The following is a 12,692-nucleotide window of genomic DNA, read 5'->3' as shown; positions in this document are numbered from 1 at the left end:
CCCATACTGCACCCCAAGAAGATTATCTTGCCATCATCGGCTAGCTGAAAGCCCGCCGCAGACCAGTGTAACCTGCCGGGCTCTGACAACTCTCGCCAGCGTTCTTCATGCCGATTCCACGGTTGATGACCACCCATATGAGATTTTAGATTTGGACCGTCGCTACCGCCGTGACTGATCGTAATAATTGTTCGCAGATTTCTGAAGTCTGGCCAGTTAAGTCCGCCGTCATCGTTGTGTAATTTAACTGGACATCGTACCGTAATCTGATGGTTGTTTACTTGCGTGGTGCGATTGCAATATACGACTCCGTTGCCAGGACTCGGAGTGAACCCGATTTCGGTAACTTTCGCTTTTAGTATTTTTGCTCTGCCATGATAGATGTCTCGCCGCAAGCTTCTTGCAACGCTTACGAATTGTTCTGTTCCGTGGCCTTCCGTCGGAACAATGATGATCGCCTCTATCTCGTTCAAAAGGCTCTGAATCACTCTCCACGTATTTTCTCCAACAATTCCGTCGGGTGCTAAATGTGCGAACCGTTGACATTGTTGCCAAATCCGAACCGTCTTGGCAAAGTCCCTTTCTCCCCGCCCGGCGGAGCCACCGTTTCCCAATATGCGAACAATATCCGTTATATAAGAACCCCACCCTAGACCTCCCATAGATCGAGGTTCCCGAAGACGTTTGTTGGAGCGTATGGCCAGTTCTATGTCGAAGGTCACTGCCGCACCTTTCATTATTCTAAATGAAAGTGTCATTCGCGATTGTGGCTAGGCATCCGCGCCCCTAAACGTTGCCGTCTTGGAGTAAGGCACACCTCGTGGGATCGACACCTAATACGTCCGCTCAAGCACGAAAAATATGCCAGATTTTGGGGAAATATTCAACGTTTTGACGAGCAGGAGCCCGAAGAACAACCCAGCGTTCAGAGAAGGAACATACTGGTGACGTTGTAGTGGCTACAACGGAAAAACTGGGACAGTCATGTCCGCTTCTAGGACTAAAGCGGACATCTAAATGATCGCACGAGTTCATTCGCCAACTTCCGCATCTGAACCGCTTCCTTCGTACGCCCGCTATGCATTTGAGCCGGACAGTCTTTTACACTTCCTTGCTCATTTTCGGGCTCCTTTCCCGTGAATCAGCCTCAACTCACTACACCCCGGCGCCAGACATGCCCAAATCTTCAAAATAAGAGTCACTGGCGCGTGTTTTCGTCTTTTTGGCTGATACCCTACCTGAAAATTTAAACCGCGCGCTCAGCGTGTCTTATTTTAGCTTTCCTCAACTATCCGGTTTTCGGGTATAGCTGCCGCAGCAAGAAATCATTCCAGTCTCCAGGTTCATCCGGCAGCTGAACATGAACGTCTTTCCCTTCGACCGATAGCCGGTGAGCTAGTGCAAACGCAGCGGACTGTCCGGCGAAGTTCGCATCGTAGTCCCCGAAGATGTGAATCTCATGCGCTTCGACCGGCGGCTTCCACTGCATGACCATTGCCGCATTCAATCCTGCCCAGACGGGCATCCGCCAGATCTGCGAAGCAGACAACGCCGTCTCGATGCCTTCTGCAATTCCCATGACTTCGGCAACCGGGCCAAGTTGAACCGATGCGCCTTTTTCCGGTGAGATCGGCATGAGCATGCGGACCTTGGGGAGCGAAGCCTTGCGCCCGAATGCATCCAGGTAGGTTTTGTGCAGCGTGGTTGGGCCAGACGGCCCGGTTACCATCGCGATCATTGCGGGGTGATAGGTGGTCTTGTTCCCTTCGTGGCGATAGCCGCAGCGATTGTGGTAGCGCAAAGCGTCCGGGAATGATTCCAGGTGGATTCCACGTCCTGCCAGATAGGTCGCAACCGGATCACCCGCCTCAACGGATCTACCGCCCTGCCAAAGGCTGTTCATCCAGTCCCGAACCCTGTCGTTGGCAATCTTCTGCCGTGGCTTCGAGACATCCGCCTTTCCGACGATCTTTTCAAGCTCCAGTGCGCATTCGGCAAAGCTCCAGCCTTGGAACTTCATCAGGAAGTCAAAACCGTCACCGGCACCGCACGCGTTGCAGAAAAAAGTTCCGTAGCCGTCCTTGTTGTCGAAACGGAACCGGTCTTTTCCGGTGTTGCAAAGCGGGCAAGGCCCGTGCTGTCCGTTCAAATATCGGCCATCAACACCCATCATCGCCAGCAGACTCGGCCACCGGTCTTTGCAGAGTTCTCTCAGCTTGCTCATGCTGCTGCACTCCTGTTTTGTACCTGCGCCTGCCGCTTCGCATAAGCGATCATTCGGCTCTTCACGTAGGATTTGACTTCATCGGATGGCTTCACCGGTCTGACGCCGTTTTTCTTGTACGGCCACTCGCCGAACTTCTGACGATACTGCGCAAGCGCAAACTTCTGGCTTTTGCCGTTTTCGCAGGCAAAGCCTAGCAACTCCGCATACCAGCGGCGCTTTTCGTCCGGTGAGTATTTTCGCTTCGATCCATCCAGCGCGACAAGACTGCCGTCAACAGTTTCAACGTCGCTCCTGCGTTCGGGCTCAAAGCCGCATGACGGGCATGTGTGAACTTTGGCGGGCTTCATGAACGAGCAAGCCGGGCAAGCCTTAGGCAGTGCTTCAGCTTGATCGCGCTGCGTGCCCTGAGCTTTTTTCGAATTGCCGTCATCAAGCGTCTGGTGACCAATGTCCGTCACGAAACCCAAGCGTTGATGCGTGTCTGAGTGGTCGAGTATCAGGCAATCCTGCTTGCCGTCCGCCGTCCGCAATCCTCGCCCGATCATCTGCACGAACAGCATTTCGGATTTGGTCGGACGGGCCAGAACGATGCAGCGCACGTCCCAATCTACGCCCGTGGTCAGACATCCAACGTTGCAGACCACTCGCAACGCTCCGCTATGGAATTGCCGGCGAATTTCTTCGCGTTCATCAACGTCGGTGTAGGCGTCGATGTACCCGGTCTGAACGCCAACCTGCTCAAACTGGTCTCTCAGGCTTTTGGCGTGCGCTCGATTGACAGCAAACACGAGTGTCGGTCGATTGTCCGCGAGCTTGCACCAGGTAGAAACGACATCGGCAACCAGTTGGGGTTTATCCATCAGTTCGCCTAGATCGCCCTCGTGGTAATCCCCGGCAACAGTGCGGACCTTGGACAAGTCCGGGCTGGAGGGACCGAACACGCGGAATTTCGACAGATATCCCGCTTCAATCAGATCCGCAGTCGTCGCGGCAATCAGCAGGTCATCGAAATACTTTCCGAGCCCCTTGGTCCAGGGCGTGGCGCTCAGGCCGATGAACGGTACGCGCTCGAAAAGCGGATCTGTCATCCAGTCTTCGTAAGTCTTGAACCACCGATGAGCTTCATCGATGACGATCACGTCGGTGTCTGGGAACGCTCTGCGCTGCAGGGTTTGAACACTGGCGACCTGGACGGCACGAGCCGAATTGGTCAGCTCATGATTGCCCTGGATGACGCCAACGTCCTTGATCCCTTCCCGCCAGAAGGCTTGCACGGTCTGGTCGATCAGCGACAACGCGGGGACCACAAACGTAACCCGATTGCCCTTCTTCAGCGCGCCGTCAACGATGGACGCGCCAAGGATGGTTTTCCCGAAGCCGGTCGGAGCCTGGAGCATCGGCCTGCGCTTTCCCGATCCAAGAGATTGGCGGAGCATGGACATGGCGCGGAGCTGGTGAGGACGGAGCTGGTTCAGCATGACTTTCCCCCCGCCCTAGAGTAACTAACAACCTCAGTGCCTGTCTCACCTTTGGTAGGGAAAGGTACTTCTAGATTGTAGTCTCTAGTCTCTAGTATATAGGGCTTAACCCCGGCCTTATCCGAAGGGTTATCCGAGGGGTTATCCATTTGCCCCCCCGAAGGCTTGTCAGAGCCCAGCGCCGGATTACCTCCTTTAGCGCCGTTCCGCCGATTTTTCTCCGCACGCTCTTCATTCCGGACGATGCGACGGCTGTAGATTGTGCCGTCGTTGAGACGGCTGAAGACAGCCGCCCCTTCAAGCTCTTTGATGAGCTTTTTCACTTCGCTTTCGGATGCTCCGCAGAGCGTTGCAAGCATCGCATTGGTCAGCTTTGCGCCGCTCATGCTGAGATAGCCCTTGGGCTCGGAGCTATGCATGATGCACACCATTTCCGCCCACAGACCGCGTGCCGCCATTGAGCAAGAACGCAAGTTCAAATCCCCCTGCCAATCGCTCGGGTAGAACTTGAACCAAGACATCTTTTTCTTACTCATGAGCGCCTCCCTTGCCGGTCAGGTTGCCATCAGAGGCATCCCAACCTTGAGGCTCTGCATTGGCGCCCAAGCTCAGGAAGCTCAGACGGAACCAGCGATGGGCGACACAGCCATCGCGCCGATACAAGCGATGTCCCAGGTCGTCACGACCGGCTGAAATTTTCTCGCAGCGCTCATGAAGCTTTACCGCGCCCGGCGATGAGAGCTTCATGACCTTTGCAGCTTGTCCCGTTAGGAGGTACGGGGGGAGATGCGCGAACTTCGCGAGTTCTTCTTTCAGGTCCGCGACCGGCCCCAATTCAAGAATCGGATTGCTCATTTGACCGCCCTCCCGTTGTCGTTCGCGGGGGAGCTGACCACGAGGTCGAAGGCATGTTTCCGAGCTGCGATGGCACAGCAGAGATTGGGGTAATATCCGAGCTTTATGACCTTGCCGCTGACCCCAATGCTGGCGACATACTTCTGCCGCGTCTTATCCCATGAGACGCCAAGGTGACCGGTATTGGACGTTGGGGGAGCAATCCGGTTGAGAGCGTTCTGCCAAGGCAGGACTTCCCTCAGATTGTCCAGGCGATTGTTGGATTTATCGCCATCGATGTGGTCAATGAATCCGACCGGCTCACGGCCATACACCATTTTGAAAATTATGCGATGTGCCCGATACAGTTTGCAGTCAATCGCTACCTGAACATAGCCATGGCAGTCTGTGCCGCAGACCTCACCAGCCCGGCGACCGCCACGCGATACGCGGCTAAGCAGGTTGCCCGTCTCTTTGTCGTAATCAAGGAGCGTCAGACAGCGCTTCTGCGCTGGCGTTGGATTGCACTCCGGTGCTTTTGCCGGAGGACGTGACTCATGCTGTGCACGAACGTGGCGTTCGTTGCGGGCGGCCTCTTTTTTCCCAAAATGACAGCCGCCACCCGTTGACGTTTTTCCGGCGCAGGGGCATATTGAGTCTTGCTTATATTGCATTGAAAGTGTTGGCGCACTTTCATTAACCCCGGCCTTAGTGTCGGGGTTTTCCTTTTCGATAATCATGGATCACCCCCTTACGCCGCTGCTTTGGGCAGCTGGTTGAGTTCGCTGACCTTGAACAGGGGTTTGGATCCAATCCGGTACATCGTCAGTTCATTCGCCCTGACTTTCCGGTAGAGAGTTTCGCGGCTGCACCCGATGAACTTGCAGGCGTCTTCAAAGCCTTTCCAACCTTCTCCGCCTACAGCGGCGCGCTCTTTAAGTTCCCGTAGCTCTTTCAGCAATTCTGCAAGTTTGCTTTTGATTTCGTCGGCATCGGGCGGGGGGTTCTGGCTATCCCGCATCGCGCGGGCCTTCTCCGCAAGCTCTTTTTGCTTCGCGGCCTTGCCTTCCAGATATGCGCTCGGCATGTGTCGGTTCCTTCTGTCAATGGTGGCGCCGTGCACCTCACAGGACAAAAGGCGAAATCAACACAAAACCTTCTGTCGCTGAGCGGCAACTGCGTGCCTCACGAGACAGAAAATGACATCAGGAGTTCAAAAAAACAATAGCGATATCAGATGGTTAGATGGTTAGCGGGTGGTTAGATATGATCGCTAGTTACTAACCAGGGGTGTGCGTCAATCCCTCAATCCAAGTTCCTTTGAAATCCTAAGGACATGGTTGCGACAAGTGTTAACATTAACTGTCTCGCCGGTTTTTTCTTCGATCCTGTTACTAACCACCCTAGCAAGCTCACGCTCGCTATCGTAAACCTGCCCGTCACCCCATTTGCTGCGGTCGCTGAGCTCCTGCCTAATCCAGTCGTGCTGAGCAGCAATGAGTGGATTCTCGCGGGTCTTGCGACCCTTCTTCTTAGCCGTAATCTTTTTATTTTGAGATATTCCGAACCGCACGCGGATGTCGCACCACGTTGGCTCTTTCTGGCCTTCAAGCGTCATTTTTCCGCCCAAGCCGCTGCCGTCAAACGCCCGCTTATCCGTCCACTCTATCAAGTTACCGTCTTGGAATTCGTCACCCTCGTATGCCTGCCCCCACTCTGCTTTGATTGGCTCACGTTCCATGTTTTCAATTCTGCATCCGGTGGCCGTCGCTATCTCGGCTTTCTGCAAAATCCTAAAAAGAAGACGTGCACACGGCGCAAACAGACCACGGTTAACAATTTGCTGGTCAGTCAACTGTTCGCCGTTTCGAGCAATATTGCGGGCGATGCAGAGAACAGCCTGAATTAACGTCACCTCTTCTTCGGGGAAAGGCGTGGTCTTAGGATCGAACGCAGGCCAAAGCCTCATGACATCGATGCGTCGTAACCGGACACCTTCATAAATTGGGTCAACATTGTCCCGATAAAGAGCCGCGTCCTTTTGGCGTGACCCAATGCTAAAGTAGCTCCAATCCATTGCATCTATTGCAACAGGTACATTGCTACCGACGGGCAGAGCGCTGACAGATAGCTCTTCATTCAATGCGCTCTCACGAATATCTTCAAATGCCGCGCCAACCCCATAGAACAACAGTTCGCCTTGATTTATTTCCGGTTCGTCAATGTCTTCGATGGCCTCAAGTTCCAGTGCGGTAAATGCCGCCATATTGCCCAAATCGTCCAAATCGTCCAAACGTCTGGGTTCATAACCCTTATGATGAATAGGATTTTCAGGAACGAAGTTCTGGTCCGCGTCGTATTTAGAGAAATAATTGACCGAACACCAAATTTCCTCTTCGGATCTATAACCTTCAGAATACAAAAGAACCTTTTCCAGGTCTCGAAACATGATCCACGCCATAGTCATGGTGATCGACCAGGACGCCGAATTCATCGGGTCATGCTTCGCCCGATCCGCCCTGTTCAGCAGATCTCCGCAACCCTTTGCTATGCTCAAGGCCGTGGCATCGTTTGGCGAAATGTCGCCTTTGGAGACGCGATAAAGCAGCTTTTGACGGAAATCGTGCTGTCGTTTTTGCTCTTCAAGACTAGGCACCGTAACGTTCCTTTTGCAGCCCGGCGCCGTTTTCCGCCCTCATTAAAACGGGAAATGCGCACATACAGCTTACCCCGCATACTGATTGATCTGGACGACTTCACCGGATGCGCCGGTAAGGTAGTTCGCCCATGCGGTCAGCAGATTGCGGCGCTTCTTAATTGCGGTGCCGCGCCGGTACGCCTTTTCGGTGTCATCTCCAATTTTGTGCGCCAGACAGCCTTCTGCGATCTCACGGGCAAATTCAGTTTCGTCACCGGCCCAATCTCGGAATGAGGATCTGAATCCGTGCGGCGTGTATTGCCCGTAGCCCATGCGCCTCATGAGCATTTCCATAACCATATCTGAGAGCGGTTTATCTCTCTTGTTGCCGGGAAAGACCCATTCGTTGCGTCGGCACGCGTGAAGCGACTGTAAAAGTTCGTATGCCGGGTCTACCAGGGGAACGATGTGCTCATTATTCATCTTCATGCGCGCTGCCGGAATCGTCCAAGTCCGGCCTTCGAAATCAACTTCAGGCCATTTGGCCTTTAGAACTTCACCGGTCCGACAAGCGGAGAGAACCAAAAGCTCAAGCGCGCGAGCAGATAGCGTCTTTTGATTTTTTAATTCGGCGAAGAATTTGTGAACTTCAGCATACGGCAGAGCCGGATGATGTCTGACAGGGTTCAACTCACGAAGCTTCGCAGGCTGAGTCAGGTGCTTTGCGAGATTGCCGTTCCAGCTTGCGGGGTTAATCCCTCCCCGCCACCCCTCAGGCGGCCTTTTGTTATCGAGAACTTTTTCAATTCGACCGCGAAGCTTGCGAGCGGTCTCTGTTCTGGTTCGCCAGATGGGCGACAAAACCGCCAAGACATCATTCGCCGTGATTTGTGACGGCCTTAAGTTTTGGAGGCGAGCGCAGTATGTCGGTCCAAGTGTCATCTTCCATTGGGCACGATGCTTTTCATTTTTGAAGTCCCGGCCTGGACCCTTGCCCATGAAGTCTTCCACGCACTCGGCGAATGTCGGCTCTTGCTTAGCCTTCTTTCTCTCCTCAATCAGATTCACGCCGTTCGCTACAAGCTCTCTAAACTCGGCAGCTTTTTTCCGGGCGGCGGCCAAGGTGACGGCTGGATAACCGCCAAACCCAAATTCATCGCGCCTGCCATCCTTGTTCCACATGAACGACCAAGACTTTGAACCCGCCTTTGAGACGCGCAGGTACAATCCCCCACCGTCACTAAGCCTCCCCGGCTTACTCCAGGAACGAATTTGAACGTCATTCAGTTTGTGGAGTCCGCGCGCCATGGTGTTTTGCCTGTGTCTACTTTTTTGCCTACTTTGAAGTAGGCATTGCCGAGAGGCATCCAGCGTAACACAGAGGCAATTCAATACAAGGAAGCGCGAGAAAGCTTGGATATTTGAGGTGTAGAGAGGTGCTGAGAAATTACCAGAGAATCATGTATGGCGGCCATTTGGGCCGCCACTTTTTCTTTGGCGAACACGTTCGCCTTGCCGGTTTTCCGAGTTCCAGCAGCGAGTTTGACAGTGAGAAGTTGGCGCTACGGCTTCAGGACCATGCCTTCGCTGGCGACCAGCGTTCCCGGATAGGCATCTTGGGCTGCCAAGCCGATTTCGTCGAGTTCGTCGTCGGAACGGCGCGGATCATGGTGAAACAGAACCGGGGTCTTGACGTTGGCATCCTTGGCGAGTTCCACCGCTTTTTGCCAGGTTGAGTGCCCCCATCCCTTGAAGCTCGGGTATTCCTCATCCGTGAACATGGCATCATAGATCATGACATCGGCGCCGCGGACAAAGTCGGGCAAGCGCGCATCAACGTCCGGGTCGCCATGCTCATGGTCAGTGATGATGCAGATCGATTTCCCATTGTAGTCGAAGCGGTAACCGCAGGCGCCGCCCGGGTGGTTGAGCTTGATCGTGCTGACCTTCAGATCGTCCGTGCGCGGTATGGTTTCACCTGCCGTAAACGAGTTGAACTCGACCGCCTTCAGCGTCTTGGCAGCGACCGGGAAAATCGGCGGCGACATGATGCGGCTGACGATATCGACAAGCTTTGTATCGTCCTGGAAGTGTCCGGCCCAGGCAGCCACGACGAAATTGGGATCATAGGCGGGTTTGAAGAATGGCAGTCCGCAGATGTGATCGAGATGCGTGTGCGTGAACATGAGATCGAACTTGCGGGTCTTGCCCCTGCAAAGCTCCATGCCGAAATTGCGCGCGCCGGACCCGCAGTCCACAAGCACCAATGCATCTCCCGCCCGAATTTCAAAGCAGGAGGTTTCTCCTCCATAACGTAGCGTGCTCGACCCCGGTGTCGGAGTGGACCCCCTCACGCCCCAGCAGCGAAGTAAGAATTCATCTGCCACGTTTTACTCCCTAACCACCGGAGGCTCCCCGGCGGGCATCGGCCAGATCGCGGGTTGTCCGCTCCAGGCGCAACGCCAGTGTTCGCATAACTTCCAGTGAAATATCCGGAAATTCTTTCAATAGTTTCAAGAAATCGTCTTTGGATACAGTTAATACGTCCATGTCGTTGGCAGCAACAAGCGTCGCCGTGCGCGGAACATCGCACAAAATGGCGATCTCGCCGACGATTGAGTTTTCTGCAACCTGTGCGACCTTTTTCTCCCCTTCGGGCGTATTTACCAGAACATCGGCGGCACCGGACAGAATGATAAATGCACAGTCGCCGTCTTCTCCTTGCGAGCAAAGCCGTTCACCAGAGGGGTATTCGGTCCTTTCGCTGATGAATGCCAGGAGACGCAGTTTTGTCTCATCGATTCCACGAAACAGCGGCACCTTTCGAAGGGCTTCGACTTCAGTTTCTAGCGTCATGGTTTGCTCCCGGCTTCATTATTCTTCTGGCATATTTTCATCTTGTCATGCAATCGGGTGCCGCAGGTCCCCTGCCTTCCCACAAACCCCGAAATTTATCTACCCTTTATCTGAGATCCGCCCCTGGTCCAAAACTATGCTCTGACTGAATTCAGCAGCTATTTCGGCATTCGAAGTGCCGTACAAGAAGGTTTTTTCAGACAAGAACTGCCTCAGGCCGTCACGTAATATCTTGTCGTCTTCTGTAAGACCGGTCGCGATATCATCCAATATGGTGATTTTTGCGTTTTTCAAAAGACCACGCACCAGTGCGATCTTCCGGCGCTGGCCTGCTGACAGCCGGGAACCCGACACGCCGACATGATAACTGAAGCCGGCAAAGATGATCGCGCGCCGCAGTCCTGTTTCCTCCACGATGGTCCGGATCACCTCATCAATCCGGCGCCGCGCGTCCCTGCGATCGACGCGTGCGCGGCCAAAGAGAAGGTTGTCTTCGATCGTCAGCGGCGGCAGGTAGACGTCGGGATCGAAGGCAACAAAACTGTCGCCGTTCTTGACCACGCTTTCCAGGAACCGTTTGCGGGCGACGATGATCTCGTCCCGCAAGTCGTCGGTCATGACACCAAGACGATGGCGGGCGGGAACGAGCTTGAAGGCAAGTCCTGTCAGCTTTGACCGATCGGCATCGGTCAGGCCCGGCCTTTGCTGGCCTGACTTCGCAATCCGTACGATCCGCTCGAATTCCGGAAGGTCGTCCTGATTGATGAACGAATAGGACCCGAGAAGCCCGCTGTCACCGGAAACGTTGGCAAACAGTTCCAGCATGGTCTCGGCGATCTTGAGACCAATCTGTTGCAGCTTCTCGTCAAAGCCGGTTTCAGCGAGGAACTTCTTGACCTCCTCCAGATCCGGAACCTCGTCCATCGAAATTTCGGGATCGGACGGAACCGCGAAGAACAGGTTTTCTGCAAGGCTCGCGCTTGCGTTAAAGCTGTCCCGGTCCCAGAGTTCCACAAGTCCGCCAAGCTTGGCGTCGCTCGCAATCCGTCCGGCAAGGCTTTTTCGCACCTCCAGGATCTTTTCCGCGAACGTGTCGTTCATTGACGGATCGAACCTGGATTGCAAACCGAGCCGGTAGATGTCGTTGTCGAGGCTCACTGTTTCCAGAAGTTCGAGAGCCTTCTGATCAAGCTCCTCGTCCGAGCCAACACCGGCAGCCTTCAGATCACTCCAGTCTGCTGCGAGGTCGTAGATCGGGTTCTTGGTCTGCTTGGCTTCATTCACACGGCGTTTGTAGTTCTTCAGATCATCACCGACGCGTTCCGGCGGCGCGAGCGGGCGGTGCCGCAAACCGTAATAAAGATTGTCTCTGATGGTGCCGGTCCACACATGGACCGCGCCGCCAACATAGGCAATCTCCCGGCCGAGGGTGGCATCGGTCAACTTGTCGAGATCGTGATCGCCAATGAACACCTTGCCTGAGGAAGCCGATACCAGCCCTGCCGCAAGCTGCAGAACTTCCGATCGTCCGGACCCGTCCGGCCCGACAATTGCGCAATCGCCTCCGGCAGGCACCGTCAGCGAAATATCCATGACTTCCTGCCCGGCGGCTCCGCCGGAGAAACTGACGCGGTCGAATTTGACGTCGCCGTCCAGCGTCACGGTGTCGTCTGAGGTCAACCGGTCGGTGTCGTAGATATCGGAAGGATCGAAATTCTCTACCACGGTCTGGTATTTCACGCTGACATCGGCGGTCATCTGATAGAAGGACAACAGAAGCTTCCAGGGTCCAGCCAGATCCTTGTAGGCGGCGATAACGGCCAGAAGCGCGCCGATGCTGAGATTGCCCTGAATCACCAGGTATCCACCGATCAGATAGAAAAAGAACGGCGTCAGCTGGTTCATGAAATTGTTCAGGAACTTGATCAGGAACTTCCTGTTGAAGATCTCGTAGCGGATCTTGAAGTTCTCATAGAGGCGGTCGGAGATATCCGCCGAGTGCCAGGCTGCTGCATCGTTCGCATGGATTTCGGCAACGCCCGTGATGCTTTCACCGACCTTGTCGGCGATGACACGCACGTTCTTAACCCGCTTGCGGGACAGAAGGATCACCTTCCTCTGCAGCAGCGGAATGACATAACCCTGGATCGGATAGGAGCTGATGGCCGCCAGACCCAGCAAAGGGTCCTGCATGAATATGAAGCCGATTTGAACGACCAGCATGCCGCCCTGATAGGCGGGCAGCGCAAAGGCTTCTCCGATATAACCGCCGACATCCTCGACTTCCGATGTGATCATGGGAATGATTTCACCGGAGCTTACTTTACGGAAGTGTGGAAGTCGAAACCGCAGAACTCTTTGAAAAAGCTCGAAACGTAGCCGGCGCAGCATGCGCTCGCCAAGCCGTCCCTTGTAGACGTTGAGGTAAAACTTCAAACCGTTGGAGACGACCACCAGTCCGAGAAAAGTGAGACAAAGCAACACCAAATACGGAATTTGGTCAAAATCGAATCCAAAAACGTCGCGCGGAAAATTGTCCCCCTGAACCGCGTCGTTGACGATCAGCTTGGGGAGTTCGAGCAGAAAATAGACCACCGGGTAGGTGAGAACGGTGACCAAGATAATAAAGATCTGCTGTCGGGAACTGTACTTCCAAATA

At 54.4% G+C, this 12,692-nt stretch carries 11 protein-coding genes; all 11 read right to left on the bottom strand.

Features of this window, described 5'->3' with window-relative positions; all coding sequences use genetic code 11:
* Nucleotides 1-1,288: 1,288 nt before the first annotated feature.
* The 11 genes from RBB47_RS14095 to RBB47_RS14045 all read right to left on the bottom strand — a co-directional run bounded on the left by RBB47_RS14095 (nt 1,289) and on the right by RBB47_RS14045 (nt 12,652).
* Nucleotides 1,289-2,224 (bottom strand): toprim domain-containing protein, encoded by a 936-nt coding sequence (locus tag RBB47_RS14095; protein WP_305986450.1) that lies wholly within the window; start codon nt 2,222-2,224, stop codon nt 1,289-1,291.
* Nucleotides 2,221-3,705 (bottom strand): DEAD/DEAH box helicase, encoded by a 1,485-nt coding sequence (locus RBB47_RS14090; RefSeq protein ID WP_305986449.1) that lies wholly within the window; start codon nt 3,703-3,705, stop codon nt 2,221-2,223. Before RBB47_RS14090 ends, RBB47_RS14095 begins: the two co-directional genes overlap by 4 nt.
* Complete coding sequence (locus RBB47_RS14085; RefSeq protein WP_305986448.1) at nt 3,699-4,241, bottom strand: hypothetical protein; 543 nt, start codon at nt 4,239-4,241, stop codon at nt 3,699-3,701. Before RBB47_RS14085 ends, RBB47_RS14090 begins: the two co-directional genes overlap by 7 nt.
* Nucleotides 4,234-4,560: a hypothetical protein gene (locus tag RBB47_RS14080; protein ID WP_305986447.1), complete on the bottom strand. Its 327-nt coding sequence runs from the start codon at nt 4,558-4,560 to the stop codon at nt 4,234-4,236. The genes RBB47_RS14085 and RBB47_RS14080 overlap by 8 nt, the downstream gene beginning before the upstream one ends.
* Nucleotides 4,557-5,279, bottom strand: a complete 723-nt coding sequence (locus tag RBB47_RS14075) for an HNH endonuclease signature motif containing protein (RefSeq protein ID WP_305986446.1) — start codon at nt 5,277-5,279, stop codon at nt 4,557-4,559. The genes RBB47_RS14080 and RBB47_RS14075 overlap by 4 nt, the downstream gene beginning before the upstream one ends.
* Before the next feature lie 11 nt (nt 5,280-5,290).
* A complete protein-coding gene (locus RBB47_RS14070) occupies nt 5,291-5,626 on the bottom strand; it encodes an excisionase family DNA-binding protein (protein WP_305986445.1) in 336 nt (111 codons plus the stop codon).
* 210 nt (nt 5,627-5,836) lie between these two features.
* The gene (locus RBB47_RS14065) at nt 5,837-7,195 is read right to left on the bottom strand and encodes a hypothetical protein (protein ID WP_305986444.1); all 1,359 of its coding nucleotides are present in this window, start codon (nt 7,193-7,195) and stop codon (nt 5,837-5,839) included.
* 69 nt (nt 7,196-7,264) lie between these two features.
* The gene (locus RBB47_RS14060) at nt 7,265-8,485 is read right to left on the bottom strand and encodes a site-specific integrase (RefSeq protein WP_305986443.1); all 1,221 of its coding nucleotides are present in this window, start codon (nt 8,483-8,485) and stop codon (nt 7,265-7,267) included.
* A 254-nt stretch (nt 8,486-8,739) separates the two neighbouring features.
* Nucleotides 8,740-9,564 carry an MBL fold metallo-hydrolase gene (locus RBB47_RS14055; protein WP_305986442.1) on the bottom strand — a complete coding sequence of 275 codons (825 nt, stop codon included), beginning with the start codon at nt 9,562-9,564 and terminating at the stop codon, nt 8,740-8,742.
* 10 nt (nt 9,565-9,574) lie between these two features.
* Nucleotides 9,575-10,033, bottom strand: a complete 459-nt coding sequence (locus tag RBB47_RS14050; protein WP_305986441.1) for a cyclic nucleotide-binding domain-containing protein — start codon at nt 10,031-10,033, stop codon at nt 9,575-9,577.
* 99 nt (nt 10,034-10,132) lie between these two features.
* On the bottom strand, nt 10,133-12,652 hold the full coding sequence (locus RBB47_RS14045) for an ABC transporter transmembrane domain-containing protein (RefSeq protein WP_371932787.1): 2,520 nt from the start codon (nt 12,650-12,652) through the stop codon (nt 10,133-10,135).
* Nucleotides 12,653-12,692 lie beyond the last annotated feature (40 nt).

Origin of the sequence: Roseibium sp. MMSF_3544, from assembly GCF_030732845.1 — a bacterium.
In the GTDB taxonomy this organism is placed as follows: Bacteria; Pseudomonadota; Alphaproteobacteria; order Rhizobiales; family Stappiaceae; genus Roseibium.
The sequence above is the reverse complement of the archived record's forward strand: the minus strand, read 5'-3'. Positions and strand labels throughout refer to the sequence as shown.

What these genes read in the sequence shown, in the direction of transcription:
- RBB47_RS14095 (WP_305986450.1), bottom strand. Translation starts at nt 2,224, where the DNA reads ATGAGCAAGCTGAGAGAACTCTGCAAAGACCGGTGGCCGAGTCTGCTG.
- RBB47_RS14090 (WP_305986449.1), bottom strand. Translation starts at nt 3,705, where the DNA reads ATGCTGAACCAGCTCCGTCCTCACCAGCTCCGCGCCATGTCCATGCTC.
- RBB47_RS14085 (WP_305986448.1), bottom strand. Translation starts at nt 4,241, where the DNA reads ATGAGTAAGAAAAAGATGTCTTGGTTCAAGTTCTACCCGAGCGATTGG.
- RBB47_RS14080 (WP_305986447.1), bottom strand. Translation starts at nt 4,560, where the DNA reads ATGAGCAATCCGATTCTTGAATTGGGGCCGGTCGCGGACCTGAAAGAA.
- RBB47_RS14075 (WP_305986446.1), bottom strand. Translation starts at nt 5,279, where the DNA reads ATGATTATCGAAAAGGAAAACCCCGACACTAAGGCCGGGGTTAATGAA.
- RBB47_RS14070 (WP_305986445.1), bottom strand. Translation starts at nt 5,626, where the DNA reads ATGCCGAGCGCATATCTGGAAGGCAAGGCCGCGAAGCAAAAAGAGCTT.
- RBB47_RS14060 (WP_305986443.1), bottom strand. Translation starts at nt 8,485, where the DNA reads ATGGCGCGCGGACTCCACAAACTGAATGACGTTCAAATTCGTTCCTGG.
- RBB47_RS14050 (WP_305986441.1), bottom strand. Translation starts at nt 10,033, where the DNA reads ATGACGCTAGAAACTGAAGTCGAAGCCCTTCGAAAGGTGCCGCTGTTT.